Consider the following 23,946-nt stretch of genomic DNA (forward strand, 5'->3'; position numbering starts at 1 on the left):
GCTGACTACGGGGATCGCGCATTGTGGAGACCCGTCCGAGCCAGGATCCTCGAAGGGTGCTGCTGATCCTCCTGGCCGGTGTCGCGGCCGGCGCGCTGAATGCCGTCGGCGGTGGCGGGAGCTTCGTGGCACTGGCCGCGCTGGTCGGGGCCGGGATGCCGCCGGTCACTGCGAACGCGACCACGACCGTCGCGCTGCTGCCCGGAAACGCGACCAGCGCCTGGGTCTACCGGCGCGACCTCCACGGTTTCGACCGCCCGTCCCCCGCGCGCCTCACGCTCGCGAGCGTGCTCGGCGGCGCGCTCGGCGCCGGCCTGCTGCTGATGTTGCCGTCGGCATCGTTCGACGCCGCGGTGCCGTGGCTGCTGGCGTTCGCGACCGTCGTCCTCGCGTTCGGTAAACGGCTCACCGCGGCCCTGCGGCTCGGGCGACCAGGGCCGGCGGCGATCCTGGCCGGACAGTTCCTGCTGGCGATCTACGGCGGGTACTTCGGCGGTGCGGTCGGCCTGATGATGCTCGCGTTCTGGACCGCGACGACCTCGCTCGACCCGGCCCGCGGCAATCCGCTGCGGGTGATCCAGGTGGCGGCCGTCTACCTGACCGCGGCGGTGATCTTCGTGTTCGCGGCCGACGTACTGTCGCAGCCCGTGGAGCTGGTCGCCCTGCTCGCCGGGGCGATCGTCGGCGGGTACGCCGGGGCGCACGGCGTACGACGGTTGCCTCCGCGGGTGTTGCGCGCGCTGGTGCTGAGCACCGCCGTACTGATGACTGGCCTGTTCTTTGTACGGGCGTTCGCGTGAATCGCGCACAGCTTGCGATGGCTTACCAGGCCTGTGAGGTTGCGGACCTCGCTGCAGCGGTGGTCGACGTGCACGATCCCGTGGAGGCGGCCGCGCAGGCAGCGCGGGTGCTCGCGGCAGCTCGGGCGTTGGTTGCCGCCGCAGAGCGCCTGGCAGAGTCGGGTGTGCCGACGGATCCGTTGCAGCGGTTCGCGTACGAGCATCCCGACGAGGCGGCCGAGGACGTCGCCGATTGGGTACGCCGGCGTTCCTAGGGGTTCGCGCGGCGGCCCTGTGGCGGGTTGTGCGGGAGTTGCTGTTCGCGCTCGCGGCGCAGGTAGAGACCGGCGGCCGTGGAGACGCTCGTGAGCAGCCAGACCACCACGCCCGCGTCGTCGGTGACGCCGATGATCGGCAGCAGGTCGGGCAGGATGTCGACCGGCGAGACCAGGTACACGAGGGCCAGCAGCCACAGGAAGGTCCGGCTCTTCGGCAGGTCGGCGTACGTCCCGTTGCGGACGTCCCGCAGCAGCCTCGGCAGCGCCTTCGCCCGGTCGACGACGGTCCCCACCGGCACCGGCTCACCGCGAGCGATCTTCTGCCGCCGTACGACGCGCCGCCGCAGCACGCCCAGCGCGCCGACGGCGACCCCGATGACCAGCAAGCCGATGCCGGCGGCGACCGCGGGCAGGCCCACGACGTCGCCGTCCCGGAACAGCAACGTCAGCAGCCCGATGAGCGCGAGCAGCGCCCCGAAGTACACCATCTATCCAGGGTAGAGGGCGTTTCAGCCGACCGGGTGCACCGCAGCGAGGCGAGCCAGTTGCTCGGGCGTCAGTTCGAGCTCGGCGGCCGCCACGTTCTCCTCGAGATGCCGGACCGAACTGGTCCCCGGGATCGGCACCACCACCGGCGACCGGTGCAGGAGCCAGGCCAGTGACAGCTGGGCGGCGGTCGCGCCCAACTCGGTGCCGATCGTCCCGAGGAACTGCGAACCGGCGTGCTCACCGTGGGCGATCGGATCCCAGGGGATGAACGCGATCCCCTCCGCGGTGCAGTAGTCGAGGACGTCCTCGTGCCGGCGGTCGGTCAGGTTGTACCGGTTCTGCACGCTGACGACGTCGACGGATCGCCGGGCCTCGCGGACCTGCTCCACGGTCACCTCGGACAGGCCGATGTGCCGCACCTTCCCCTCGGCGACCAGTCGGTCCAGGGCCCCCAACTGGTCAGGGAACGGTACGGCGGGGTCGATCCGGTGCAACTGCAGGAGATCGATGCGCTCGACCCGCAGCCGTCGCAGACACAGATCCGCGGCCTGCCGCAGGTACTCCGGTCGCCCGCACGGCGTCCACTCGCCGGGCGACGGGCGGGTGTGCCCGACCTTCGTGGCGATCAGTACGTGGCCGTAAGGATGCAGCGCCTCGGCGAGCAGCTCCTCGTTGGCGCCGATGCCGTACGCGTCCGCGGTGTCGATGAAGTCGACGCCGAGCTCGACCGCCCGGCGCGCCACCCGGATCGCCGCGCTGCGGTCGGCGGCAGGGCGGTACCCGGTCAGCCGCATCGCCCCGAAGCCCAGCCGGTGCACATCCAGCTCGCCGACCTTCAGTCGTGAGTTGTTCATGCGGCCCAGGATCCGGCCACCGCACGGCGCCGCCGAAAGGATTTAGACTGAGCTGAATGCTGAAGCTCACCTTCACCGTGGCGGACCTGGCCCGGACAAGGCTCGCGATGTCCCCGCTCTGGGAGGTCGTGGCCAGTATCCGGCTGCTCAAGTCACCCCGGCCGCATCCGTTCCACGACCGGTGGGCGCGCGCGACCCGGGAGCGTCTCGCCGGCACCGCGCTCGGCCTGCTGTTCGACCTGGTCGACCCGTCCGTCTGGTACCTGGCCGACTTCCTCTCCCCGCCGCCGAACAGCCCGCTCCCCGATCTCGAGAGCGATCTCGGCACGCTCCGCCGGGTGCCGCCCGAGCAGGTCCGCGCCGATCTCGACGTCCTCGCGTACGCGCGCCGTCGCCCGTTCGGCTCACTCGCCGAGGCGCAACGTCCCCGCCGGCTCCGCAGTCCGCGGCCGGGCGAGCTGCCCAGCTCACGAGTCGCCGAGTTGTACGCCGACCCGGTCGAGGGCATCACCCGCCTGGCGGACCAGATCGCGACGTACTGGGACCTCGCGCTGGCGCCGTACTGGGGACGGATCCGCACCGTGCTCGACGGCGACCTGCTCTACCGCGGACGCCGCCTCGGACAGGCGGGACCGGCCGGGCTCTTCGAGGATCTCGCCGACGGCGTGCGATGGCAGGACGGCACGCTCTCGATCCGGCACCGGCGTTTCCACGGCGAGCGGAAGCTGGCCGGCGAAGGGCTCCTGCTCACCCCGTCGGCCTTCGTCTGGCCGACGGTCTACTCGAGCACGATCCCGCCGTGGCAACCCACGCTCACCTACCCGGCCCGCGGAGTCGCCGCCCTCTGGCACGACTCGCCACGTCCCACACCTCCCGGGCTCGCCGCCGTCCTGGGACGCTCACGCGCCGTCCTGCTCGGTCAGCTCGACGTACCGCGCTCGACCACGGAGCTAGCTGCCCGCACCGGCCTCACGCCCGGCGGCGTGTCCCAGCACCTCACCGCGCTCCGCGGCGCCGGCCTGGTCACCCGGCACCGGTCGGGCCGCACAGTCCTGTACGCCCGCTCCGCCGCCGCCGACGCCCTCCTCGACGCCGGCACCTGACCTCTGCGCCTCAGCGGTTGTACGGCTGGGAGAGCAACGGCCGGGTGTTGGCGAGAACCTGGCTGTAGTTGGCGCGGATCGTCGCGGCGTCGACGCTGAGCGCGGGCTCGGGCTTGCCGACGGGGATGTCCCACGTGGGCGGGGTGTCCGCGCCGGACAGTGCCCAGGCCGCCTGGCGGGCCGCGCCGAGGGCGACGTACTCGGCCGGCTCCGGGAGCACGACCTCCGCGCCGAGGATCGCCGGGGCGAGAGCCTGGACGGCTCGGGAGCGCGCGCCGCCGCCGAGCAACAGGAGGCGCTGCACCGGCACGCCCTGGTCACGCAGGGCGTCGACGGCATCGGCGAGGCCGCAGAGCAGGCCCTCGACGGCGGCGCGGGCCATCGTCGCGGGCTGCATGGTCGCGCGCGTGAGGCCGTAGATCAGGCCCGTCGAATGCGGGAGGTCCGGCGTCCGCTCGCCGTCGAGGAACGGCAGCAGGACCAGGCCGTCGCTTCCCGGCGAGGTGATCGCCGCCTCGTCGAAGGCGGACAGTTCCAGGCCGAGCAGCTGCGCGGTCGCGGACATCACGCGGGCCGCGTTCAGCGTGCAGACGAGCGGCAGGTACTCCCCGGTGGCGTCGGCGAAGGCGGCGACCAAGCCGGTCGAGTCCTTGGTCGGGTGCGCACACCGCGCGAACGCCGTACCGCTGGTGCCGAGCGAGACCGCGACGTCGCCGGGCTGCAGGTCGAGGCCGAGCGCGGCCGCCGCGTTGTCGCCGGTGCCCGCCGCGATCGCCGCGCCGAACGAGGTCTGGCCGACGAGCTCGGTCGGGCCGGCGACGCGCGGCAACGCGAGCTGCCGGCCGAAGGCGAGCTCGACGAGGTCGGTGCGGTAGTCCTCGGTCGTCGGCGACCACCAGCCGGTCCCGGACGCGTCGCCGCGATCGGTGGTGATCCCCTCGATCCCCTGCCGATCGGCGGCCAGCCGGTGCGTCATCCAGTCGTGCGGCAACACCACAGCGCTCGCGCGCCGCGCCGCCTCCCGGCGTACGTCGGCCGCACCGCGCGCCGCCTCGTCGCGCAGCCAGCGCAGCTTCGTGACGGTAAAGGACGGCACCGGGACCGAGCCGGTGGCCTCCGCCCACGCCTCGGGACCGCCGAGTTCGGCGATCAGCTCGGCGGTCGCGTCCGCCGAGCTGGTGTCGTTCCACAAGACGGCCGGGTGGACGACCTCACCAGAGTCGTCCAGCAGGACCATCCCGTGCTGCTGCCCGCCGATCGCGATCGCCTGGACGCCGTCGAGCAGCCCGTCGGACGCGATCTCCCACGCCTTCCACCACTCGGCCGGGTCCACCTGGGTCCCGTCCGGGTGCGGCGCGCGGCCTTCCCGCAGTACCGCTCCGGTCTCCGCGTCACAGACGACCACCTTGGTCGCCTGAGTGGAGCAGTCCACCCCGGCCACCAGCCTCAGCTCAGTCATGGGACCCAGACTAGAGCGCTTCCACGGTTGCCCGCGCGCCGATCTCGTGGAGTGACTTCAGGGCGGCCTTGTACGGCGTCACGAAGCGCTCGTCCGACGCCAGGTCGCCGAACAGGTCGGGGTCCGAGATGAACACCAGCGGGTCCTCCCGGTTGTGCCGGGCGCGCTCGACGAGCTTGTCGCGCAGGCGGTCGACGACCTCGATCGGCTGCCCCTGCTCGTCGACGCCCTCGGCGTACCGCGCCCAGGAGGCGACCACGAGCACCGACCGGGTGATCTCCCGCCCGGCCGCCAGCTGCTCGCGCACCACCGGCAGCAGCCACTTCGGGATCCGGTCCGAGCTCTCCGCGCACAGCCGCGCGAGTGTGTCCCGTACTTCGGGATTCGCGAACCGCTCGATCAATTGGTGCTTGTAGCGGTCCAGGTCGACACCGGGCACCGGCGGCAACGTCGGCGTTCCCTCGTTGTCCATGTACCCGAGCAGGAAGTCGACGTACAGCTTGTCCTGGCAGACCTCGTGCGCGTACCGGTAACCGTCCAGGTAGCCGAGGTAGCACAGCGCCTGGTGCGACGCGTTGAGCAGCCGCAGCTTCATCAGCTCGTACGGCTCGACGTCCTCGACGATCTGCACGCCGACGTCCTCGTACGGCGGCCGCTCGCCGCCGAAGTCGTCCTCGAGCACCCACTGCGTGAACGGCTCGCACACCACCGGCCAGCCGTCCTCGACCCCGAACCGCTCGGTCAGCGCTTCCCGGTCCGCGTCGGTGGTGACCGGCGTGATCCGGTCGACCATGCAGTTCGGGAACCGCACCTCGGTCTCCAGGAACTCCGCGGTCGCCGGGTCCTTCAACCGCGCGAACCCGGCGATCATCCTGCGCGCGACGTGCCCGTTGCCCGGGATGTTGTCGCAGGACATCACGGTGAACGGCGGTACGCCGGCCTCGCGGCGCCGGCGCAGCGCCTCGACGATGAACCCGAACGCGCTGCCCGGTGTCGCCCCGGGCTGCAGGTCCGCGGCGAGCGCGGGATCCGAGGCGTCGAGCTCACCGGTCACCTGGTTGACGTGGTACCCGCCCTCGGTGATCGTCAGCGACACGATCCGGGTCGCCGGGTCGGTCATCCGCGCCAGCACCGCTTCCGGGTCGTCCGGCGCGAACAGGTACCCGACGATCGACCCGATCACCCGCGGCTCCAGCGTGCCGTCGGGATGCTTGATCACCAACGTGTACAAACTGTCCTGGGCCTCGAGAACCTCCGCCATCCGTCGATCGTTCGGCAGCACCCCGACACCGACGATCCCCCAGTCCAGCGCTTTCCCTTCGTTCATCAGCCGGTCCAGATACATCGCCTGATGAGCACGATGGAACCCACCGACCCCGAAGTGCACGATCCCCGGGCGTACCGCCGTACGGTCGTAGGAAGGCACCGCGACCTCGTTGCCCAGAGCATCCAGAGCAGCAGCGGACAGCTTCACTTGACCGCCCCCAGCGACAGGCCCTGGACGAGCTTGTCCTGGGCGGCGAACCCGGCGATCAGCACCGGCAACGACACCACGATCGACGCGGCACAGACTTTGGCGAGGAACAATCCTTGACTGGTCACGAACCCAGTCAAGAACACCGGAGCCGTCTGCGCCACCGTGCCGGTCAGCACCCGGGCGAACAGCAGCTCGTTCCAGCTGAAGATGAAGCAGATCAGCGCGGCCGACGCGATGCCGGGTGTGACCACCGGGGCGACGACCGACCGCAACGTGCGGCTGAGGGACGCGCCGTCCACGGAGGCGGCTTCCAGGATCTCCACCGGCACCTCGGACAGGAAGCTGCGCAGCATCCAGACCGCGATCGGCAGGTTCATCGAGGTGTAGAGGATGATCAGCAGCCAGATGTTGTCCAGGAAACCGACGGACTGCGCGAACAGGTAGATCGGCAGCAGGCCGGCCACCACCGGCAGCATCTTCGTGGACAGGAAGAAGAACAGTACGTCGGTCCACTTGCGCACCGGCCGGATCGACAGCGCGTACGCCGCCGGGAAGGCGAGCAGGATGACCAGTACCGTCGAGAGGATGCTCGCGGTCAGCGAGTTCGCGATCGACGGCCACGGTCCCGTGTCGAAGAACGCCTTGTAGCCGTCGAGGGTCAGCGGCGCGCCGAGGTCCGGCGGGTTCTTCGCCGCGTCCTCCTCGGTGTGGAACGAGGTCAGCAGCATCCACAGGACCGGCAGCACGAACAGGATCCCGACGATCCACGCCAGCCCGGTCAGGACGAACCCACCACGACCCTTACGCCCAGTCACGATCGTGACCTGCCCGCTCATCGCCCGGTCTCCTCTCGGAACAGCGTGGACACCGACCGCAGCGCGAACGTCGCGATCAGGATCGTGCCGATCACCACGATCACGCCGGCCGCGGAGGCCCGGCCGTAGTCGTGCGCGGTGTAGAAGGTCTGGTAAATCGTGTACGGCAGGTTCGCCGTCCCGAGGCCGCCGGACGTGATCGTGAAGACCGCGTCGAAGTTCTGCACGACGTAGATCGAGCCGAGCAGCGCGGACAGCTCCAGGTACTGCCGCAGGTGCGGGAGCGTCATGTAGCGGAAGATCTCCCACTGGTTGGCGCCGTCGATCCCGGCCGCCTCGATCACGTCCAGCGGCCGGCTCTGCAGCCCGGCCAGCAGGATCAGCATCATGAACGGCGTCCACTGCCAGACCAGCGCGAAGATGATCGACCACAGCGGCTGGTTGCTGATCCAGTCCGGCTGCGGCGCGTTGTCCCCGAACAGCCACTTCAGCACGCCGTTGAACAGGCCGTACGTCGGGTTGTAGAGCGCGTGCTTCCAGAGCAGCGCGGCGGCCACCGGCACCACCAGGAACGGCGTGATCATCATCGTCCGGACGACACCGCGGCCGCGGAACTTGCGGTCCAGCAGCAGCGCGATCAGCAGCCCGAGGACCAGGCTGATCAGCACGACGCCGACGGTCAGCAGGATCGTCACCCAGATCGCGTTCCGGGTGTTCGCGTCGGTCAGCACCCGGCGGAAGTTGTCGATCCCGGCGAAGCCGCGCTCGTCGGGGTAGTACGCGTTCCAGTCCATGAAGGACACCACGATCGTGACCACGAACGGCAGCTGGGTCACGATGATCATGAACACCAGCGCGGGCAGCAGCGGCCCGCGGCGGGCCCAGTCGCCGGCCTTGCGCAGCGCGGTGCCCTCGGAGCCGGGCGGCGCGGCGTGCCGCTTCGGCTTGGGCTGCGGCTGCGTGTCGGGTTTCGCGTCGACAGACATGCCTACCTCACTTCGCTTCCCGCGAGCGGTACCGCTCGGCGACGTCGTCGGCGAGCTCCTGCCCGCGTTTCAGTGCCTCGTCGACGCTCATCCGCCCGGCGATCGCCGAGCTCACGTCCTGACTCACCTGGGTGCCGAGATCCGGGAACTCCGGGATGTCGACGAACTGGATCCCCGGCGCCGGCCGCGGCTGGGTCCCCGGGTTGTTCGGGTCGGCGTTCTCGATCGCGCTCTTCGTCGGCTCCGCGAACGCCGCGGCCTCCTGGACGTACTGCGGGATCTCGTACGTCGACGCGCGCTTGCCGGCCGGGACGTTGGACCAGCCAACCTTCTCGCCGACCAGTTTCTCGTACTCCTTGCCGGAGGCCCAGGAGATGAACTTCCAGGCGTTGTCCTTCTTCTTCGACGCCTCCTGGATGCCCCACGCCCACGCGTACAGCCAGCCGGAACTGTCGGTCTTCACGACCGGTGCGGGCGCGTAGCCCATCTTGCCCTTGACCGGCGAGTTCGGCGCCTCGAGCGAACCGGCCGCCGACGTGGCGTCGTACCACATCGCGACGTTGCTCTGGATGGTGTTGTTCAGGCACTCGGTGAAGCCGGCCTGCGGTGCGCCGGCCTCGCCGTGCGCGCGGACCAGGTCGACGTAGAACTTCGTCGCCTCGGTGAACTCCGGCGAGTCGACCTTCGCCTGCCAGTCCTCGGTGAACCAGGTGCCGCCGAAGGTGTTCACGACCGTGGTGAGCGGCGCGAACAGCTGGCCCCAGCCGGGCTGGCCGCGCAGGCAGATGCCACGCATACCGGGTTGTGCGTTGTCCACCTGCGCGGCGATCTCGGCGACCTGCTGCCAGGTCGGCTTGGCCGGCATCGTGATGCCCTTGGAGGCCAGGACGTCCTTGCGGTACATCAGGAACGAGGACTCGCCGTAGAACGGTTCGCCGTAGATCTTGCCGTCCTCGCCGGTCATCGACTGGGTCATCGGCTTCAGCACGTCGTCCTGGTCGAAGGACGGGTCGGCGGCGATGTAGTCGGACAGCGGCGCGATCCACTTGCTCTTGGCGTAGATCGGGATCTCGAAGTTGCTCACCGACGCCACGTCGTACTGCCCGGCCTGGCTGGAGAACTCCTGGCTGATCTTGTCCCGGACGTCGTTCTCCGGGAGCACGGTGAAGTTCACCTTGATCCCGGTCTGCTTGGTGAAGTTGTCGGCGGTCAGCTTCTGCAGGTCGACCATCTGCGGGTTGTTCACCATCAGCACGTTGATGCTGTCGGCACCACCGCCGCCGGCTCCGCCTCCCCAGCCCGCACAGCCGGTCACCGCGGTCAGCAGCACCGCGATCCCGACCGCTCCGATGCGTTTGCGCTTACTCAGCACGGTGTCTCCTTGCCGGTCCGCTCATTTGAGCACGCCCCTGCTCACACCATGAGTGAACCGGGAACGGGTTGACCTGTCAAGAGTCTGTGCAACACTTGGGTCCGGTGGTGCTCATATGAGCGGGGAGGCAGTGATGGAGACGTTCGGGCCCGCACAGCTGGTGCTGACGGCCTCGATCGCGCGGCGGTACTACGTCGACGGGCGGTCGAAGGTGGAGATCGCCGACGAGTTCCGGCTCAGCCGGTTCAAGGTCGCGCGGTTGCTCGACCAGGCGCGCAGCAGCGGCCTGGTGCGGATCGAGATCAGCCATCCCGGCGCCATCGACCTAGACCTGTCCGCCCGCCTGCAGGAGACCCTGGGCCTCCGGCGGGCGATCGTGGTCGACACCCCGGAGGTGGACGAGCCGGCGCTGCGCACGCAGCTCGGCAAGGCCGCCGCGGACCTGTTGTCGGAGATCGTCACCGCCGAGGACGTACTGGGCCTCGCCTGGGCGCGGGCAGTGACCGCGATGACCGAGCAGCTCACGTCGCTCGCCCCGGTTCCGGTCGTCCAGCTGACCGGTGCACTGACCCGGCCGGACGTCGAGGCGAACTCGGTCGAGCTCGTCCGGCACACCGCCCGGCTGTCGGGCGGTCCGGCGTACCTGTTCTACGCGCCGCTCGTGGTACCGGACGCCGCGACGGCGCGGGCGCTGCGGCAGCAGCCGGAGGTCGCCGAGGCGATCAGCCACTTCGACTCGGTGTCGAAGGCCGTCGTCGGGCTGGGTTCGTGGGCCGCCGGCCAGTCGACGCTGTACGACGCGATGGACGAGAAGGCCTGCGAACAGCTGGCGCGCCGCGGGGTCGTCGCGGACATCTCGGGCGTGTTCGTCGACGCGGACGGCGTGCCGGTGCAGAGCAAGGTCACCGACCGGGTGATCGCGATCAACGCCGAGCAGATGGACAAGATCGACGAGGTGATCGCGATCCCGTACGGGCTGGCCAAGGTCCCGGCGGTGCGGGCCGCCGTCCGCAGCGGGCTGGTGAACGCGATCGTTACCCACGCACCCCTGGCGAAGGCCCTGCTCGAACAGTCAGACTGACCGGCGATGCCTGCTGCTGAGGTCGAGTTGGTCGGAGGTACGGCGAACCGCGGGTTGGTGGTGCGGGTCGGGGATACCGTCCGGCGGCCGCTGCGCGCCAGCAGCACGGCGACGCACGCCTTGTTGCAGCACCTGGAAAGTGTCGGATTCAAGGGCGCACCGGCGTTCCTCGGCGTGGACGAGCAGGGGCGCGAGGTGCTTTCGTACCTGCCCGGGGAGACCGTCACCGCGCCGTACCCGTCCTGGTCGATGACGGACGCGGCGCTGGACAGCGTGGCGCACCTGCTGCGCGCGTACCACGAGGCGGTCGCGGACTTCCGGCCGCTCGGCCTCGACTGGGCCGAACCCGTGCCGGCCGACTACGTGACCGGGCTGATCAGCCACAACGACCCGAACCTCGACAACGTGGTGTTCCGGGACGGGGTCGCGGTGGCACTCATCGACTTCGACCTCGCGGGTCCCGGATCGCCGCTGTGGGACGTCGCGACCGCCATACGACTCTGGGCCCCGCTGCGGCCCGACGCTGACATCCACGACGTACGGCGAGGGCGCACGCACGCCCGCCTGCGCCGGTTCACCGACGCCTACGGCCTGACCGACGCGGACCGCCTCCGGCTGGTCGACGCGGCCGCCGACAACCACATCTGGTGCATGGACTACGTCCGCCGCGGCTCCGAGTCCGGGCATCCGTGGTTCCACCAACGCTGGACAACCGGCGAGGCCGAACTCACCGACCGCACCAACACCTGGTTCAAACAGACGGCGGCCGAGCTTCGTCAGGCCCTGTTGGATTGAGCTCTCGCTCCGCCTCGTCCCGGCCCTCGTAGTACTTCTCCTGCATTCGCTGGAAACCCGGTGCGATGAGCGCCGGCACGACACTCGGGAAGGTGCCCTCGTCGTCGCCCAACGCGAACACCACGAACTCAGCACCGACCAGGGCGATCATCACGATCCAGCCGCTCCGGCAGATTCGTGGCCCGTCGTCGGACATGAGGCCGCGCCGGGTGACCGCTCCGATGCCGAACATCACCCCGATCAGCAGTAACAGCATCCCCCTCGCGATCAGGTACCACTGGTCGGCACCGGCGTACTCGCCGTCCCCACGAAAGATGAAGACGGCGGACACGACCGCCCCGACCGCGAACAGCCCGTAGAACGCGGCGCCCAGCTTCATCTTCGGCATACCTGGTTATCGCCAGGCGCGATTGGCCGTTACCGCGGGCAGTGGACGAGAATATGCCGGTGCGTTCACGGGTGGTGCTGCTGGCGGGGCCTTCGGGGGCGGGGAAGTCGCGGCTCGCGGAGCACGTCGGGCTGCCCGTCGTCCGGCTGGACGACTTCTACCGCGACGGCGACGACGAGGCGATGCCGCGGTCGCCGCTCGGGATCGTCGATTGGGACGACCCGCGATCCTGGGACGGCGACCGCGCGGTCGCGGCCCTCGAGCTGCTGTGTACGACGGGATCCGCCGACCTCCCGATCTACGACATCGCCGCCGACGGCACTGTCGGTCACCGCCCGGTCACTACCGGCGGCTCCCCGCTGATCGTTGCTGAGGGCATCTTCGCCGACCAGATCACCGGCGCGCTCCGCGACCGCGGCCTGCTCGCGGCCGCGATCTGCGTGTACCACCACCGCCTGGTGACGTTCGCGCGCCGCTTCCACCGCGACCTCCGCGAGCACCGCAAGCCTCCGCTGACGTTGCTCCGGCGCGGCCTGTTGCTGCTCCGCGACGACCCGGAGGTGGTCCGCCGCTGCGTGGCGGCCGGCTGCGAACCAATGCATCCCAAGCAGGCCCGCGCGCGGATCGAACTGCTTCTCACCGAGGCGGCGTCTCAGTAATCGGCGTTGTTCGCCTGAAGTTCACCCAACTCTGCTGGGATCGACGCCGTGAGACCGAATGGGTCAGCCGTTGCCGTTGCCGTGACCGCAGTACTGCTGGCTGTGACCACCGGCTGCGGGAGCGAGGGCGGTACGTCGGCCGTCGCCGCCCAGGAACCGGCCGCGAAGCGCTCGACACTGTCGACGGACAAGGCCGCGAAGAGCACGCTCGCCGGCCTCGTCGTGCTGCCTCGCGGCTACGTCGCGGATCCGCGCAACAGCACCGGGCCGTTCACCGCGACGACGTACCTGAGCACCTGGTCGGCCGATCCGGCGCTGGACCGCGCGCTGCTGCTGAACGCGAGCTTCGTCGAGGGGTACCGGGCGACCCGGCTGAGCCCCGACAAGAAGAAGCGGTACACGATCCAGCTGTTCAAGACCGGTTCGGCCGCGAAGGCGAAGGCGCTGCAGAAGGGCCTGTGGGGCCAGGAGGTCCACGATCAGCCGTTCGGCGTCCCGAACGCGCTGTCCGACGCCCGGGTCGAGTACGACGGCGGCGCCCAGCAGTCGGTCGCGATCGCCGAGGCGATTCTCGCCGTCGGCCCGATGGTCGTCGAACTGACCGTCCGCGAAGCCGCGCCGCTCGGCACGACTCTCACGCCGGACACCGCCCTCATCACCACCGTGGCGAAGACCCAACGCGCGCGGCTCTCCGCCACCTCCAGCTGATCAGGCGGTGATGCGGTCGATGACCAGCGGACCCGGCGTGTAGCTGTCGGCCACCGCGACGGCGTCGGCCAGGGACTCGAGCGCCCGCTCGATGCGCGCGGCGTCGTCGGTGTGCAGGGTGAGCAGCGGCCGCCCCTCCTGGACGGGGTCGCCCGGCTTGGCGTGCAGCTGCACACCGGCCACCGCCGACACCGGGTCCTCCTTGCGCGCCCGCCCGGCGCCGAGCCGCCACGCGGCGACCCCGACCGCCAGCGCGTCGAGCTTCGAGAGCACGCCTGAGGCCGGCGCCGGTACGACGTGCTGCTCGGCCGCGACCGGCAGCTCGGCGTCCGGGTCCCCGCCCTGCGCCGAGATCATCGCCCGCCAGGCGTCCATCGCCGTACCGTCCCGGAGCTTCTCGGCCGGGTCGACGTCGGTGACACCGGCCGCGGCGAGCATCTCGTTGGCCAGGGCAACGGTCAGCTCGACCACGTCGGCGGGGCCGCCGCCGGCCAGCACCTCGACCGACTCGCGGACCTCCAGCGCGTTCCCGGCCGTCAGCCCGAGCGGCACCGACATGTCGGTGAGCAGGGCAACGGTTCGCACCCCGGCGTCGGTGCCCAGGGCAACCATGGTCTCGGCCAGCTCACGCGCGTCCGCGAGCTCCTTCATGAACGCGCCGGAGCCGACCTTCACGTCCAGCACCAGCGCACCGGTTCCCTCGGCGATCTTCTTGCTCATGATCGAGCTGGCGATCAGCGGGATCGCCTCGACCGTCCCGGTCACGTCCCGCAACGCGTACAGCTTCTTGTCCGCGGGCGCGAGTCCGTCGCCGGCCGCGCAGATCACCGCGCCGACGTCCTCCAGCTGCCGCATCAGCTCGTCGTTCGACAGGGCCGCGCGCCAGCCCGGGATCGACTCGAGCTTGTCCAGCGTCCCGCCGGTGTGCCCGAGACCGCGCCCGGACAGCTGCGGTACGGCGACCCCGCAGGCGGCGACGAGCGGCGCCAGCGGCAGCGTGATCTTGTCGCCGACGCCGCCGGTCGAGTGCTTGTCCGCGGTCGGCCGGGAGAGCCTGCCGAAGTCCATCCGCTCGCCGGACGCGATCATCGCCGCGGTCCAGCGGGCGATCTCGCGGCGGTTCATCCCGTTCAGCAGGATCGCCATCGCGAGCGCAGACATCTGCTCGTCGGCGACGTCGCCCTTGGTGTAGGCGTCGATCACCCAGTCGATCTGGCCGTCGCTCAGCTCGCCCTTGTCGCGCTTGGCCCGGATCACGTCCACGGCGTCGTAACTCATCGGTTCTCCAGGTCCTCCGGCCCGAACGCGTCGGGCAGCAACTCCCGCAACGGGCGAGGTCCGGTCGGTGTCTCCAGCAACAGGTCAGGGCCGCCGTGCTCGTGCAGCAACTGCCGGCAGCGCCCGCACGGCGTCAGCAGGTCGCCGTTGCGGTCGACGCAGGTGAACGCGACCAGCCGGCCGCCGCCGGTCCGGTGCAGCTCGGACACCAGCCCGCACTCCGCACACAGGGTCAGGCCGTACGACGCGTTCTCGACGTTGCACCCGGCAACGATCCGGCCGTCGCCGACGTACGCCGCCGCACCCACCGGGAAGTGCGAGTACGGCACGTACGCACGCTGCATCAGCTCGACCGCGACCGAGCGCAACGCCTGCCAGTCGACCTCATTCGGTGACGTAGGGCTCACCATCGGCCTTCGGTGCCCGGACCCGGCCGACCAGGCCGGCGACCGCGATGATGGTGGCCAGGTACGGCGCCATCAGCAGCAGCTCGCCCGGGATCGGGGTCTGGATGATCTGCAACTGCGACTGCAACTGGGTGGCGAAGCCGAAGAACAGCGCGGCGACCGTCGCACCGATCGGGTGCCAGCGGCCCATGATCAGCGCGGCCAGCGCGATGAACCCGTTGCCCGCGGTCATCTCCTTGCTGAACGAACCGGCGTACCCGACCGTGAAGAACGCGCCGCCGAGCCCGGCCAGCACCCCGGCCCAGAGCACCGCGGAGTACCGGATCCGCTTGACCTTGATGCCGACCGTGTCGGCCGCCTTCGGGTGCTCGCCGACCGCGCGGACCCGGAGGCCCCAGCGGGTCTGGAACAGCACGAAGGTGACGACCACGACGGCCAGGTAGGTCAGGTAGACCAGGATCGTCTGGTTGAACAGGATCGGCCCGATGAACGGGATGTCGGCCAGGCCCGGGATCTCCACCGCCGACAAGACGTTCGGCGTGTTCAGGCTCTCGGCCTCCGGCTGCATGAACTGGTCGAACAGGAAGCCGGTGATACCGGTCGCGAAGACCACCAGGACGACGCCGAGGACGACCTGGTTGACCAGGTACTTGATCGAGAACACCGCGAGCAGTGCGGCCATCACGACACCACTGGCCGCCGCCGCGATCAAGGCCGCCGTGGCGCTGTTCGTCGTACTCGCCACCAACGCGGCCGTGAACGCGCCGACCAGGAACTGGCCCTCGATCGCGATGTTGATGACACCGGCCCGCTCGCACAGCACGCCGGCGAGCGCGCCGAGGATCAGCGGGGTCGCGAAGTTCAGCGTGCCCTGGAACTGGTTGGCCAGCGGGAACGTCTTGCCGGCCGCGGCCCAGCACAGGAACGCGCCGATGAAGCAGACACCCAGTACGGCGGCAAGCCAGGCGGCGTACCGCTGCGGGATGCGCACCCGGACCGCGGGCAGCACGTACGCAACCGCGGCGGCCACGCCCAGGATGCCGAGGATCACGCCGACGGGCTGCGCGGGCAGTCCGAGCAGGTTGTTCTGCAGGTCACCCGACACCAGTTGGAAGGTCGCCTTGCCGCCCTTGGTGAAGACGGCGAGCACCAGGCCGATCAGCGCGAAGACCAGCATCACGCCGCCGACCCGCAGCCGGCGCGACCGCTCGGCCGGGGCCTCGATGACCTGCGGCCTCGCCGGGGCCGCCGGGACCGCGTCCGGAGTCGTCTCGCTCATCCGTTCCACCCCTTCGCGAGGACGGCGCCGACTCCCCGTTCCTTGGGCAGGAACCGGAAGATCGAGCGCACCAGCGCCGGCGCCGCGACGAACAGCACGATCACGGCTTGCAGGACGGTGGTCAGGGTCAGCGGCGTCTGCGTGATCAGCTGCATCTGCAGGCCGCCCGCGTTCAGCGCGCCGAAGAGCAGGCCCGCCAGCACGGTGCCGAGCGGCGTACCGCGGCCGAGCAGCGCGACCGTGATCGCGTCGAACCCGACCGAGGCCGCGACCCCGTCGGTCAGCGGCAGGTCGGTGCCGAGCACCTGCTGGGTGCCGGCCAGACCGGCGAGCGCACCGGCCACGACCATCGCGATCACGTACGCGCGGCCGACCGACATACCGGCCGTCCGGGACGCGTCCGCGTTGGCGCCGACCGCGCGGAGCTCGAAGCCGATCGTCGACCGGTTCAGCAGCCACCAGACGAAGACGGCGGCGACCAGCGCCAGCAGGAACCCGACGTGCAGCCGGGTGCCGCCGATCTGCGGGTACTGCGCGTTCGCGTCGACGATCGGCGAGATCGGGTCGGTCCGCCCGGGCCGCCGGAACGTCGACGTGGTCAGCAGCCAGGACAACAGGTAGATCGCGACGTAGTTCAGCATGATCGTCACGATCACCTCGTGGGCGCCGGTGCGGGCCTTCAGCAGGCCGACCACGCCACCCCAGATCGCGCCGCCGATCAGGCCCGCGACGACCGCCACGACCAGGTGCAGGACCGGCGGCAGGTGCCAGGCGAACCCGACGTACGCCGCCAGGATCGCGCCGGTGATCAGCTGCCCCTGGGCACCGATGTTGAACAGCCCGGTGCGGAACGCCAGCGAGACGGCCAGGCCGCCGCAGATCAGCGGTGTCGCCTGGGTCAGCGACTCGCTGATCGGCGTCCAGCCGCCGAATGCCCCGACCGCCAGCGACTGGTACGCCTCGCCGACCGCGCTCGCGGCAGCGGACAGGGTGTCCAGCGGCGCGGCGCCGAAGTACCCGATCGCAGTCTGCACCTGGTCGTCGCCGACGATGATCAGGATCGCCCCGACCACCAGCGCGAGCACGATCGCGCTCAGCGAGACCAGCCCCTGGACCGCCCACGACGGCAGGCCGGAGCGCCTCGGCTCCTTGGCGGGCGCCGGGGCCGGCGCTGCCTCTGTCTCAGTGCTCATCAGATGGTTCCCAATGTCGTCGGGTTCTCGATCGCCTCAACGTGGGCCTCCGACTTCGAGGCGCCGGCCATCATCAGGCCAAGCTCGTCGCGGGGCGTGTCGGCCGGTACGACGCCGACGACCTTGCCGCGGTACATCACCGCGACTCGGTCGGCCAGCGCGGCGATCTCGTCGAGTTCGGTGGACACGATCAGCACCGCCGTACCCTGGTCGCGCTCCTTCACGATCCGGTTGTGCAGGAACTCGATCGAGCCGACGTCGACACCGCGGGTCGGCTGCGAGGCGACCAGCAGCTTCAACGGCCGGGACAGCTCGCGGGCCAGTACGACCTTCTGCTGGTTGCCGCCGGACAGCGACGACACGGCCAGGTCGATGCCCTGCGTGCGGATGTCGAACTCGTCCACCCGGGCCCGCGCGTTCTTCTCGATCTCGTCGGTACGCAGAGCCAGCCCGTTGCCGAACGGCGCCTTCCGGAACAGGTCGAGGACCAGGTTCTCGGCCACCGAGAACGAGCCGACATTACCGTCGTGCGCGCGGTCCTCGGGGACGTACCCGATGCCGGCCTCCAGCCGGTGCCGGGTCGATTTCGCGGTGAGGTCCTGGCCGGACAGCGAGATCCGCCCGGCCGCCACCGGCGTCAGCCCGAGCAGCGCCTCGGCGAGCTCGGTCTGGCCGTTGCCCTGGACACCGGCCACCGCGAGGATCTCCCCCGCGCGCACCTCCAGGTCCACCCCGTCGACCGCGGTGAACCCGCGCTCGTCGATCACGGTCAGCCCCTCGACCCGCAGTACGGCGTCCTGCGGCTCGGCCGGGGCCTTGTCGACGACCAGGTCGACCGCGCGGCCGACCATCAGCTCGGCGAGCTCCTCCTCGGACGCGGACGGCTCGGCGTTCCCGACCACCTTGCCGCGGCGGATCACGGTGATCGTGTCCGCGATCGCCTTGACCTCCTTGAGCTTGTGGGTGATGAAGACGATCGAGGTGCCGTTCTCCTTGAGCTGCCGCATGACGCCGATCAGCTCGTCGATCTCGGCCGGGGTGAGGACGGCGGTCGGCTCGTCCAGGATCAGCACCTTGGCGTCGTTGGTGAGCGCCTTGATGATCTCCACCCGCTGCTGGACGCCGACCGGGATGTCCTCGACCAGCGCCTCGGGGTCGACCTCGAAGCCGTACCGGTCGGACAGCTCGGTGACGAGCGCGTGCGCCTTCTTCCGGTCCAGGACGCCGGCGCCGCGGACGTTCTCCCGGCCGAGCATGATGTTCTCGGCGACGGTGAACACCGGGACCAGCATGAAGTGCTGGTGCACCATGCCGATGCCGTGCCGGATCGCGTCGCTCGGCGAGGTGATCTTCACCTTCTCGCCGTCGACGAGGATCTCGCCCTCGTCGGGCTGCAGCAGGCCGTAGAGCATGTTCATCAACGTGCTCTTGCCGGCGCCGTTCTCACCGAGCAGGCAGTGGATCTCACCCGGCTCGATGACCAGGTCGATGTGGTCGTTGGCGACCAGCGAGCCGAAGCTCTTGGTCAGCCCGGAGAGCTCGAGATGCATGCGCGGCCCTTCCCCTCTCAGACGGCGAGCCAGGAAGGCAGGACCTGTGGGTCCGTCTTCCTGGCTCGCACCGTACTACGCAACGTGCCGGTGTCGGGTGTGCCGGTTCAGGAGGCCTTCGGCTGGACCTTCGACTGCACGGTGATCTTGCCGCCGACGATGTCGGTCTTGATCTGCTCCAGCTCCGACTTCACGTCGGCCGGGATCTTGCTGTCGAACTCGTGGAACGGCGCGAGCGACGTACCGCCGTTCTCCAGCGTGCCGATGAACTGGGTGTTGTCGAACTTGTTGTCGACGACGGACAGGATCGCGTCCTTGACGGCGACGTCCATGCCCTTCTGCACGCTGCTCAGCAGCACCGAGCAGTACTCCGCGGCGCTCACGCAGCCGTCGGTGTCGACCCAGATCGCGTTCACCTTGCCGTTGCTGGCCTTGGCCGCCTGCAGGCCGCCGAGACCCGCCGGGCCGGCCACCGGGAAGATCACGTCGGCGCCCTGGGTGATCAGGTTCTGCGCGTTGTTCTGGCCCTTGGCCTTGTCCTCGAAGTCACCGGTGAACAGGCCGGCCTGCTTCGCGTCGTCCCAGCCGAGCACCTGGACGTTCTTGCTCTTCTGCTGGTTGTAGTAGCGCACGCCCTCGGCGAAGCCGTCCATGAAGATGGTCACGGTCGGGATCTTCAGGCCGCCGAACGTGCCGACCTTGCCGGACTTGCTCATCGCGGCGGCCAGGTAGCCGGCCTGGAAGCTGGACTGCGCGGTGTTGAAGGCCAGCGGCTTCACGTTCTCGATCGGCTTCGCCGGCGCCGAGTCGACGATCGCGAACTTGACCGACGGGTTCGCCTGCGCGGCCTTGTCGGTGGCGTCCTCGAGCTTGAAGCCGACCGAGATGATGATGTTGCACTTGGCATTGATCATCGCGGTCATGTTGGTCGGGTAGTCGTTGTCCGACTTCGACTCGGCCTTGACCTCGGTCAGGCCCTTCTCCTTGACCGCTTCCTGCAGACCCTTGTACGACGTCTGGTTGAACGACTTGTCGTCGAAACCCCCCGAGTCGGAGACCATGCAGGCCTTGAAGTCCTTGTTGCCGCTGCCGCCTGCGTTGTCCTCGGTCGGCTTGCTGCCACAAGCGGCCACGGCGAGCGTCAGCACGCCCACGATCGCCGTTCCCCGCAGATACTTCTTCACCGGACGTCTCCTTCGTCGACCAGATTCATGTGCCCGCCGCACGCCTTCCCCCACGTGCCGCATCCGCAGACTATAGGGCTCGCCCCGTGTTTCTTTGAACGTCAAGCAGGCCTCGATACCGGAAAGTGACCGGCATCCGCGTCACATTTCGACAACTTCTCTGGCCCGGTCACCGGCTGCTGCGTCCGCGTCACGGTCAGCACGCTCCGTGGTTGCTTTCACCATGCGTATCTGTCACTGTGCGTTACTGCTCCGCCTGGACGGCAGGTTCCTGCAATCCGGTGCAGCCAGCCCGGCACCGGCGGTTACGCTCCTGAGCCCGGCTGGAAAGGAGTCTCGATGCGGAAACCGGCTTTCGGGGCCGTCGTGGTGATGATCGTGCTGGCGGTGCCTGGAGGCTGCGGGTCTGCTGACAAGCCGGCGGCCACCGTCACGAACAGCCCCTCACCTTCGACGACCCCTGACGACGTGTCGGTGAAACTGCTCCCGAACGAACAGGAAGTGGCTACCTACACGGATCGCGACGCGTTGACCCACGGAGTCGACATCGAGGTCGGCCGGAACTACGTGCTGTACACGCGCTGCCGCGGCGCCATGCTGTCGGTCGAGATCGCCGGCGCCGGACCTCCGTGGTACCCGCGCTGTGACGGTGTGACCAACCGGACGCCGAGGAGCGACGGTCCCGGGGTGATCTCGGTACAGCTGGCATCGGCGGAGGGCACGCGATGGACGTTCACCGTCGCCAACTCGGGCGCCAAATGACGCTCCGCCCGCCTGGTCCTGGGGCGAATTCCGCCCTAACCGGTTGTGCCACAATCACCGGATGAGTCATCAGTTACTGGTCGCCGACGTCCTGGCCCGCGTCGAGGCGGTGCGCGAGGAGATGGTGGAGGTCCGCCGGGACCTGCACGCGCACCCCGAGCTCGGCTGGCACGAAGTACGGACGACCGAACTGATCGAGAAGCGACTCGTCGACGCCGGCCTGTCGCCGCGCGTACTGCCGACCGGGACCGGGCTGATCTGCGACATCGGCTCGGGCGACACGTGCGTGGCGCTGCGGGCGGACATCGACGCGCTGCCGGTCCTGGACGGCGTCGACTCCCCGTGGCGGTCGACCGTCGACGGGGTGGCGCACGCGTGCGGTCACGACGTACACACCGCGGCCCTGCTCGGCGCGTCGCTCGTGCTCGCCGGGATGGCGCGCAGCGGGCACCTCGACCGGCGGGTCCGGGTCATCTTCCAGCCGGCCGAGGAGGTCATGCCCGGTGGAGCGCTCGGGGTGATCGCGGCCGGCGGACTGGACGGCGTACGGCGGATCTACGGCCTGCACTGCGACCCGCGACTGCAGGTCGGACAGGTCGGCCTCCGGGTCGGCGCGCTCACCGCGGCCGCCGACCGGCTCCTGGTCCGGCTGACCGGCCCCGGCGGCCACACGTCGCGGCCGCACCTGACCGCGGACCTCGTCTACGCGCTCGCCACCCTGGTCTCCGAACTGCCCGCCGCCCTCTCCCGCCGCGTCGACCCCCGCGCCGGCATGTCGCTCGTCTGGGGCCGCATCACCTCCGGCTCCGCCGCCAACGCCATCCCGTCCCGCGGCGAGGCCGAAGGCACCCTGCGCTGCCTCGACGTCAACGCGTGGCGCCTCGCCGACGAACTCATCCCGTCACTCGCCGCCCAGATCGTGCGCCCGTACGGCGTCGAGGTCGACACCGAGGTCACGCACGGCGTACCGCCGGTCCTGAACGACCCGGCCGCGATCAACGTCCTCCAGAACGCCATCCACCAGACCATCGGCTCCAGCGCCGCCACCCCCACCGACCAGAGCCTCGGCGGCGAAGACTTCGCCTGGTACGGCGAACACGTCCCCGGCGCCATGGCCCGCCTCGGCGTCCGCCCACCCACCACCGAAGAAGCCGCCGACCTCCACACCCCCGGCTTCGACCCCTCCGAAGAAGCCATCACCGTAGGCACCACAGTCCTCACCACCACAGCCCTCCTGGACTAAAACGGACACCGCTACGCGGCGGCTGCTCTCTTGGCCACCTCCGGCGGCGTGCGCGGTCGGGCGCCGTCAGCTCGAGGTACCGGCGCCAGGGCCGTGGTGAACAGCGACTGAAGAATGGACGCCGCGTCGCGGCGGCTGCCTCTTACCGCCTCCGGCGGCGTGCGCACCAGGCACCGCCGGGACCGACGTACCGGCGCAAGGGCTGTGGTGAACGGGGAGCTGAGGAAAGGGGCGCTGCTTCGCGACGACAGCTTTCTTCTCCGTCTCCGGCGGCCGCCGCTTACACCGCCAGACAGAGGCACCGACGCCTGGTGCCGTATTGAAGAAGAACTGATGACCGTTACGCCGCAGCTGTCCTGTGTCTGCCCGCCGCGGGGGGTCATGTGTCGGTTCAACCGGTGACTGTTGCCGGGTGGTGTGGCGAAGCGGCCGACGATGAGGCAGGACGCCGCTCCGCAGAGGCCGCCTCCTGCGCGCGTGTATCCCGAATCCGGATATGTGACGGAACAGTCGCTCTACGTCATCCTCACTATAGTATCGGCATCCGCAGAATAGTGCGCACATCCGCAGTATAGTGAGGAGAATGGACCTGTCTCAGCCGATCAGTACTGCGATCCCGACCCTCGACGGCCCGGTGCTCACGGTGTTGTCGCGGACCACCCAGCCGCTCACCGGCCGCAAGGTGCACCAGTTGGCGTCCGGTGGAAGCGAGTCAGGCACCCGCCGAGTTCTCCAGCGCCTAGTCAGCACAGGCCTGGTGACCGCGACAGAGGTGGGTAGCGCTGTCCAGTACGTCCTTAACCGCGATCATCTGGCCGCCGCCGCGGTACTTGAGCTGACGAACCTGCGCCAGAAGCTCATCCAGCGAATCCATGATGTGATCGACACGGAATGGTCGGAGCATCCGATCCACGCGAGCCTCTTCGGATCGGCAGCGCGCGGAGACGGGAACCTGCACAGCGACGTGGACCTGCTCGTCGTCCACGGCTCCAGAGACCTGCCTCCGGAGTGGAACGACCAAGTTGGCTCGCTTGCCGAGCAAGTCCATTCCTGGACCGGCAACCACTTGCAGATCTACGAGTTGAGCAGTGCCGCGCTGCTCGCACACATCGCGTCCGGCGAATCGATCGTCGACGATTGGCTGCGCGACTCCGTCACCGTGTTCGGCCCGGACTTCCGCCAGCTTCGTCACCGGATCGGTCGTGGGCTGATGCCTCAATGACGCCGTCGGCCAGGACGCAGGATTGCAACCGGGCTCAAGCGACCGTCCGACTCAGCCAGGCGCGGGCGTTCCTCGACGTGGCTGAACTCGTCAGTGGAGAAGACGACGAGCTGGCTAACGACAACGTCGTGGCTGCGCTCGCAGTACTCGCCGGCATCGCCGCCGCCGACGCTGCGTGTTGCGGGACGCTCGGCAGACGATCGCGCGGCCAGGACCACCGTCAGGCGATCCAGCTCGTTTCCCAGGCGGGCCCAGACGGCAAAACGCTGTCCCGTGCGCTCGGCCGAATGCTCGACATCAAGGACAACGCGCACTACGGAATGATCTACGTCGGAGCCCTACAGGCCAAAGCAGCACTTCGAAACGCGAGGACACTGGTGGACGGCGCAGCAAGACTCCTCATGTAAAGGCCGCGCCGGGTCCAGCCAGCGATCTGCTGCTGTGCATCACGCACCGCAGAATCCATCAGCTGAACTGATGCCTTCCTCACCGGCATGCGGATCCAACCCTCGCGGCAACAGCCACCCGCGGCGCAGCGGCATCCGCTCGCCACCTCACCACGTGCAGCTGCGCACCGCCGTCCGG

At 69.6% G+C, this 23,946-nt stretch carries 25 protein-coding genes; 11 read left to right on the plus strand and 14 right to left on the minus strand.

The window, feature by feature from the left end; genetic code table 11:
* The first annotated feature begins 56 nt into the window (after window positions 1–56).
* Entirely contained in the window at window positions 57–800 is a 744-nt protein-coding gene (locus tag ABN611_RS04980) for a sulfite exporter TauE/SafE family protein (RefSeq protein ID WP_350278579.1), read from the plus strand.
* A 68-nt stretch (window positions 801–868) separates the two neighbouring features.
* Window positions 869–1,054, plus strand: a complete 186-nt coding sequence (locus tag ABN611_RS04985; protein WP_350278580.1) for a hypothetical protein — start codon at window positions 869–871, stop codon at window positions 1,052–1,054.
* Here the strand turns inward: ABN611_RS04985 and ABN611_RS04990 are convergent.
* A complete protein-coding gene (locus tag ABN611_RS04990) occupies window positions 1,051–1,545 on the minus strand; it encodes a DUF1232 domain-containing protein (protein ID WP_350278581.1) in 495 nt (164 codons plus the stop codon). The two genes, ABN611_RS04985 and ABN611_RS04990, sit on opposite strands and share 4 nt — an antisense overlap.
* A gap of 21 nt (window positions 1,546–1,566) precedes the next feature.
* Window positions 1,567–2,400 carry an aldo/keto reductase gene (locus tag ABN611_RS04995; RefSeq protein ID WP_350278582.1) on the minus strand — a complete coding sequence of 278 codons (834 nt, stop codon included), beginning with the start codon at window positions 2,398–2,400 and terminating at the stop codon, window positions 1,567–1,569.
* Window positions 2,401–2,456: 56 nt separating this feature from the next.
* On the opposite strand from ABN611_RS04995, the gene ABN611_RS05000 reads away from it, so the two are divergent.
* The gene (locus tag ABN611_RS05000) at window positions 2,457–3,503 is read left to right on the plus strand and encodes a DUF5937 family protein (RefSeq protein ID WP_350278583.1); all 1,047 of its coding nucleotides are present in this window, start codon (window positions 2,457–2,459) and stop codon (window positions 3,501–3,503) included.
* A gap of 10 nt (window positions 3,504–3,513) precedes the next feature.
* Here the strand turns inward: ABN611_RS05000 and xylB are convergent, their stop codons facing one another.
* From xylB to ABN611_RS05025, 5 genes are read right to left on the minus strand one after another with little or no spacing between them, the layout of a single operon-like run.
* Window positions 3,514–4,962, minus strand: a complete 1,449-nt coding sequence (gene xylB / locus ABN611_RS05005) for a xylulokinase (RefSeq protein ID WP_350278584.1) — start codon at window positions 4,960–4,962, stop codon at window positions 3,514–3,516.
* Between the two features lie 10 nt (window positions 4,963–4,972).
* Window positions 4,973–6,388 (minus strand): mannitol dehydrogenase family protein, encoded by a 1,416-nt coding sequence (locus tag ABN611_RS05010; protein WP_350278585.1) that lies wholly within the window; start codon window positions 6,386–6,388, stop codon window positions 4,973–4,975.
* A 44-nt stretch (window positions 6,389–6,432) separates the two neighbouring features.
* Window positions 6,433–7,275 carry a carbohydrate ABC transporter permease gene (locus ABN611_RS05015; RefSeq protein WP_350278586.1) on the minus strand — a complete coding sequence of 281 codons (843 nt, stop codon included), beginning with the start codon at window positions 7,273–7,275 and terminating at the stop codon, window positions 6,433–6,435.
* Window positions 7,272–8,240 (minus strand): sugar ABC transporter permease, encoded by a 969-nt coding sequence (locus ABN611_RS05020; protein ID WP_350278587.1) that lies wholly within the window; start codon window positions 8,238–8,240, stop codon window positions 7,272–7,274. The genes ABN611_RS05015 and ABN611_RS05020 overlap by 4 nt, the downstream gene beginning before the upstream one ends.
* A 7-nt stretch (window positions 8,241–8,247) precedes the next feature.
* Window positions 8,248–9,612, minus strand: a complete 1,365-nt coding sequence (locus ABN611_RS05025) for a sugar ABC transporter substrate-binding protein (protein ID WP_350278588.1) — start codon at window positions 9,610–9,612, stop codon at window positions 8,248–8,250.
* A gap of 115 nt (window positions 9,613–9,727) precedes the next feature.
* Between ABN611_RS05025 and ABN611_RS05030 the strand changes: the two genes are divergently transcribed.
* The gene (locus ABN611_RS05030) at window positions 9,728–10,693 is read left to right on the plus strand and encodes a sugar-binding domain-containing protein (RefSeq protein WP_350278589.1); all 966 of its coding nucleotides are present in this window, start codon (window positions 9,728–9,730) and stop codon (window positions 10,691–10,693) included.
* Window positions 10,694–10,699: 6 nt separating this feature from the next.
* A complete protein-coding gene (locus tag ABN611_RS05035) occupies window positions 10,700–11,488 on the plus strand; it encodes a phosphotransferase (RefSeq protein WP_350278590.1) in 789 nt (262 codons plus the stop codon).
* Here the strand turns inward: ABN611_RS05035 and ABN611_RS05040 are convergent.
* Window positions 11,445–11,876: a hypothetical protein gene (locus tag ABN611_RS05040; protein ID WP_350278591.1), complete on the minus strand. Its 432-nt coding sequence runs from the start codon at window positions 11,874–11,876 to the stop codon at window positions 11,445–11,447. The two genes, ABN611_RS05035 and ABN611_RS05040, sit on opposite strands and share 44 nt — an antisense overlap.
* 53 nt (window positions 11,877–11,929) lie before the next feature.
* Between ABN611_RS05040 and ABN611_RS05045 the strand changes: the two genes are divergently transcribed.
* Together ABN611_RS05045 and ABN611_RS05050 are read left to right on the plus strand one after the other, a co-directional pair.
* Complete coding sequence (locus tag ABN611_RS05045) at window positions 11,930–12,535, plus strand: ATP-binding protein (protein WP_350278592.1); 606 nt, start codon at window positions 11,930–11,932, stop codon at window positions 12,533–12,535.
* Window positions 12,536–12,583: 48 nt separating this feature from the next.
* Window positions 12,584–13,243 carry a hypothetical protein gene (locus tag ABN611_RS05050; protein WP_350278593.1) on the plus strand — a complete coding sequence of 220 codons (660 nt, stop codon included), beginning with the start codon at window positions 12,584–12,586 and terminating at the stop codon, window positions 13,241–13,243.
* Here ABN611_RS05050 and ABN611_RS05055 read toward each other — a convergent pair whose 3' ends face one another.
* From ABN611_RS05055 to ABN611_RS05080, 6 genes are all read right to left on the minus strand, one after another.
* Entirely contained in the window at window positions 13,244–14,521 is a 1,278-nt protein-coding gene (locus tag ABN611_RS05055; protein ID WP_350278594.1) for a thymidine phosphorylase, read from the minus strand.
* Window positions 14,518–14,931, minus strand: coding sequence for a cytidine deaminase (locus ABN611_RS05060; RefSeq protein WP_350278595.1), 414 nt, complete (start codon window positions 14,929–14,931; stop codon window positions 14,518–14,520). Before ABN611_RS05060 ends, ABN611_RS05055 begins: the two co-directional genes overlap by 4 nt.
* Complete coding sequence (locus ABN611_RS05065; RefSeq protein WP_350278596.1) at window positions 14,906–16,207, minus strand: ABC transporter permease; 1,302 nt, start codon at window positions 16,205–16,207, stop codon at window positions 14,906–14,908. The genes ABN611_RS05060 and ABN611_RS05065 overlap by 26 nt, the downstream gene beginning before the upstream one ends.
* A complete protein-coding gene (locus ABN611_RS05070; RefSeq protein ID WP_350278597.1) occupies window positions 16,204–17,400 on the minus strand; it encodes an ABC transporter permease in 1,197 nt (398 codons plus the stop codon). Before ABN611_RS05070 ends, ABN611_RS05065 begins: the two co-directional genes overlap by 4 nt.
* The gene (locus ABN611_RS05075) at window positions 17,400–18,950 is read right to left on the minus strand and encodes an ABC transporter ATP-binding protein (protein ID WP_350278598.1); all 1,551 of its coding nucleotides are present in this window, start codon (window positions 18,948–18,950) and stop codon (window positions 17,400–17,402) included. Before ABN611_RS05075 ends, ABN611_RS05070 begins: the two co-directional genes overlap by 1 nt.
* 107 nt (window positions 18,951–19,057) lie before the next feature.
* Window positions 19,058–20,098 carry a BMP family ABC transporter substrate-binding protein gene (locus ABN611_RS05080; protein WP_350281596.1) on the minus strand — a complete coding sequence of 347 codons (1,041 nt, stop codon included), beginning with the start codon at window positions 20,096–20,098 and terminating at the stop codon, window positions 19,058–19,060.
* Window positions 20,099–20,473: 375 nt separating this feature from the next.
* Between ABN611_RS05080 and ABN611_RS05085 the strand changes: the two genes are divergently transcribed.
* The 4 genes from ABN611_RS05085 (at window position 20,474) to ABN611_RS05100 (ending at window position 23,768) form a co-directional block, all read left to right on the plus strand.
* Window positions 20,474–20,896 carry a hypothetical protein gene (locus ABN611_RS05085; RefSeq protein ID WP_350278599.1) on the plus strand — a complete coding sequence of 141 codons (423 nt, stop codon included), beginning with the start codon at window positions 20,474–20,476 and terminating at the stop codon, window positions 20,894–20,896.
* Window positions 20,897–20,957: 61 nt separating this feature from the next.
* Complete coding sequence (locus ABN611_RS05090) at window positions 20,958–22,139, plus strand: amidohydrolase (protein WP_350278600.1); 1,182 nt, start codon at window positions 20,958–20,960, stop codon at window positions 22,137–22,139.
* A gap of 583 nt (window positions 22,140–22,722) precedes the next feature.
* Complete coding sequence (locus ABN611_RS05095) at window positions 22,723–23,361, plus strand: nucleotidyltransferase domain-containing protein (protein WP_350278601.1); 639 nt, start codon at window positions 22,723–22,725, stop codon at window positions 23,359–23,361.
* Window positions 23,358–23,768, plus strand: a complete 411-nt coding sequence (locus tag ABN611_RS05100) for a hypothetical protein (protein ID WP_350278602.1) — start codon at window positions 23,358–23,360, stop codon at window positions 23,766–23,768. The genes ABN611_RS05095 and ABN611_RS05100 overlap by 4 nt, the downstream gene beginning before the upstream one ends.
* The last annotated feature ends 178 nt before the right edge of the window (window positions 23,769–23,946 follow it).

The organism is Kribbella sp. HUAS MG21, assembly GCF_040254265.1.
Taxonomy (GTDB): domain Bacteria; phylum Actinomycetota; class Actinomycetes; order Propionibacteriales; family Kribbellaceae; genus Kribbella.